This is a genomic window from Okeania sp. SIO1H4 (assembly GCF_010672695.1).
Lineage (GTDB): Bacteria > Cyanobacteriota > Cyanobacteriia > Cyanobacteriales > Microcoleaceae > Okeania > Okeania hirsuta.
Genome location: NZ_JAAHGB010000150.1, coordinates 1 through 3,927, shown reverse-complemented (window position 1 = coordinate 3,927; position 3,927 = coordinate 1). Strand labels below are relative to the sequence as shown.

The following is a 3,927-nucleotide window of genomic DNA, read 5'->3' as shown; positions in this document are numbered from 1 at the left end:
GGAAGAAGGAAGAAGGAAGAAGAAAGAGGGAAGAGGAAAGAAGGCTACCCTCGCAAGAAAAAACCATCATTTCCTGTAGATATTCACCCTTGGGTTTACACAAACGATATAAACGGACATGATATAATTCTTGGGCCGACAGATATAACTGACAGATAGATTTAACCAGGTCGCGAAAAGCTACTGGGTCAGAGGGATTAGAGTTTAACCAGTAACGATGACGATGAGGTTGTAGAGTCGCTTCCTTTTAAAAAACGCCCCACACTGCGGGGTGAAATCTTCTCCACAATCCTTCTATCTATGGCTTCTTCTGCTAGCTCCCTTGGAGTCCAATGACTCACTGGTCTTTGAGATTGTTTTGGGTCTTCACAGGCCATTGCTACGATTTGGACTACTTGTTCCACGGAGAAAAATTTGGTTGTTCCTGGTCGGGGAGCATCACTGAGAATCTCTTCTATCAGTTTCCTTAACTTCTTGTCCCTCACCTGTTGAGTTTCAGCAATTGCAAGTTGTTCAGAAGCCTCCAACCACCTTTTTCGCCACTGCCTCACTTGCCTTCGATGTAGTTGTAGTTGTTCACTGATCGCTGTATTGTTGGTTCCAGAGGCAGCAGCTAGGATGAGTTTTACCCTTCTGACCAGGCCATAGGAATTGGTGGTCTGAAGGGTAAAACTTGCAGTAGGCTTTTCTGTCTTGGCGACAGGATTATGGATTGAGCTTTGGGGATAGGCATTCATTCATGGGGTTGACTGGGCTTATTGATTGGGCTTCCACAAATTCTAGTTTACTTCATAAATCACTTTTTTTTAGTGGTCACTTTTTGGGGCTGGCCTCTCCGATGCGATCGCACCTCTGAGTATTCTATCTCAGGAAGAGGGCATTGCTCCTACTGGTCACTTATTTCTGCCATCCTGCACTAGTTTGTAACTGCTCAAAAACTAATTCTCCATCTTTCACATTTCCCGCTAAAATTTGTTCAGTTGCACGATCAATTTTTTGACGTAATTCCTCTAGTTGACTATCAACTTCATTATGATCTTCAGCTAAAATAATGATTTCCACTTTTTGACCTGCTGCAAATGGTAAATCTGATAAAACCAACTGCTGAGGATTATCAATTATTAGAGATTTTTTGTAAGCATTTATCGGTTTAATTAACTCCTTAATATTAGGTATTTAATATTATAATTGCACTAACTTTGATCGAACATATTAGGACTAAGTTCAACGAACTTCTGACTTTATAGAAAATGGTACATTACGACGGGTTGTTAAATACTTTTCAGAGTCTAGATTTTAGCTGTGTCACGCCACTACAAATTTGACTTTTGAATTTTTTACTTCTGACTTCATAACGCTCGACTAGAATTAAAAATCGCAATTAACGCTACACCCACATCTGCAAATACTGCTTCCCAAATATTTGCCAACCCTGCTATTCCCAACAAAATAAACAACCCCTTTACTCCTAGAGCAAAACCAATATTTTGCCAAACAATGCGACGCGTTTTCCTGCCAATTTGTATTGCTTCAGCAACCTTAGAAGGAGCATCGGTCATAATTACAACATCCGCAGTTTCAATTGCAGCATCCGAACCAATGCTACCCATTGCTATACCAACATCAGCACGAGCAATAACCGGAGCATCATTAATTCCATCACCAACAAAAGCAACTTTCCTATTATTCCGATATAGTAATTTTTCAATGGCATTGACTTTATCTTCTGGTAATAATTCAGCTTCATAACTATCTAAATCTAAATTTTCTGCCACCCGTTGAGCAACTGTTTGATTATCTCCCGTTAACATGACAGTTTTTTCCACACCCAAATTTTTCAAAGATTTAATTGCCCGAGCAGCATCTAATTTAATCTGGTCAGATATTACGATATAACCAACATATTTACTATCAACTGCTAAATGAACTGCAGTATCTCCAATATCACAAATATCGTGTTGAATATCTTCTAAATGTAACAGGCGATCGCCTCCCGCAATAACTGTTTTATTACCAACTTTTGCCTTAATTCCACACCCGGCAATTTCTTGATATTCTGAAACATCAGAATTATCAATTTTCCTAGAATTATATTTATAAACTGCTTGAGCAATAGGATGATTTGATAAAGATTCAACTTTAGCTGCTACTTCGATTAAATCTGGTTTAGTCAAGCCATTTTTTGTGACAATATCTGTCACCTGAAGTTTACCTTCTGTCAAAGTTCCAGTTTTATCAAAAACCACAGTTTTAATCGCAGCTAAATCATCTAAAAATGTAGACCCTTTGACTAATATTCCTCGTTTTGCCGCTCCACCAACTCCGCCAAAATAACCCAAAGGAATGCTAATTACTAATCCACAAGGACAGGAAACTACTAATACAATTAAAGCTCTATTTATCCAATCTGCATAAGTAGCACCGGAGATAAATAGAGGAGGCAGAAAAGCGATCCCTAAAGAAATAAAGACAACTATTGGGGTATAGTACCTGGCAAAAGTTGTCATAAATCTTTCAGTTTTAGATTTTTTAGTTTTGGCAGTTTCAACTAACTCTAGAATTCTGGAAATAGAAGATTCAGAAAATGGTTTAGTTACGCGAATTGTTAATAGTCCCGTTTGGTTAAGCATTCCTGCTAATATTGTTTGCCCAACTGTAAAATTTCTAGGTATTGATTCTCCAGTTAAAGCAGAAGTATCAACTTGGGAATTTCCAGAAATAATTTCACCATCTAAGGGGATTTTTTCTCCTGGTTTAACAACTATCTCACTACCAACTTCTACTATTTCAGGCGAGACTTTTTGTAGAGAATCGTCAATTTTTAAATTTGCATAATCTGGACGAATTTCTAATAATGATTTGATAGAACTACGGGAACGTTTTACAGAATATTCCTGGAATGTTTCGCCAATTTGATAAAACAACATAACTGCCACTGCTTCCGGCAATTTATGAATAGCGATCGCTGCTAATGTAGCTACAGTCATTAAAAGATTTTCATCAAATATTCTACCTTTCAAAATATTTTTTCCAGCGCTGGTCAGTACAGTCCAACCACTATATATATAGATAGGAATAAACACTATATATTTTCCTATTCCATAGGCACTATTTTGTAATTTTTTATAGAAAATTAAACCTAAAATATAGATGATAATAACTGGAAGTAGAGGTAAAATTTCCTGTTTTAAACTTGACTCTTGAATAGGTTGATTAGTATCAGTATGGTTTTCTTCATGGTGACAGCTACAACAATGAGAATGATTATGATTACTCATTTTTATTCTGCTCCTCAAGCAACACAATTTTTATTGTCAATATTATAATCAATTAAATTCAAAATTAACGTATATATTATTTCTATTTAATATCTTAGATCGTGTTTCTTTAAATAACCACTTCGGAAAAATTTAGGGAGTAGGGAGTAGGGAGCAAGAGGAAATTTATTTGCTTCCCATGACAAACAGAAAAAATATTCTCTCTCCAGAGAAGAACATTTTTATTATGGCTAATTAATGATGCTTGATATTATAAATAAGGACTGAGTAGTTAGGTAGGAGAACCGTCGGATTGGCGACCTACAGTCAAGAGGGAAGAAGAAGGAAGTTTTTTATCGCCAATTAAACAAATATGATATTCAACTAAAATTAATAGAAAAAAATTATAGAAAACAGGAAGGAAGAGTTAAAAATCAAAAAATGCTCGAAAAGATTGTTAGTAGTTTACAAGTAGTGATTTCCCCAAAAATAAACATAGTTTATAAGCAACTAAAAAAAATATTGACTTACTCCAATTCTATATAATAGACTTGTCGCTTTATAAGGTAAAGTAAAGTTAATAGGGTGTTTGAGATGGGACAATGTTAGATCTGAATCGGGTGCTAAAAGAAGACCGCCTCAGTGCGGGCATTGACTGGACTAAACCGTA

At 36.2% G+C, this 3,927-nt stretch carries 3 protein-coding genes; all 3 read right to left on the bottom strand.

Translation table 11 applies throughout. The features are described 5' to 3' along the window. Nucleotides 1–197: 197 nt before the first annotated feature. Nucleotides 198–737 (bottom strand): helix-turn-helix domain-containing protein, encoded by a 540-nt coding sequence (locus tag F6K06_RS33195; RefSeq protein ID WP_287245472.1) that lies wholly within the window; start codon nt 735–737, stop codon nt 198–200. Between the two features lie 160 nt (nt 738–897). Then, complete coding sequence (locus F6K06_RS33190; RefSeq protein ID WP_240039027.1) at nt 898–1,101, bottom strand: hypothetical protein; 204 nt, start codon at nt 1,099–1,101, stop codon at nt 898–900. Between the two features lie 248 nt (nt 1,102–1,349). Further along, nucleotides 1,350–3,278 (bottom strand): heavy metal translocating P-type ATPase, encoded by a 1,929-nt coding sequence (locus tag F6K06_RS33185; protein WP_287245323.1) that lies wholly within the window; start codon nt 3,276–3,278, stop codon nt 1,350–1,352. Between the last annotated feature and the right edge of the window lie 649 nt (nt 3,279–3,927).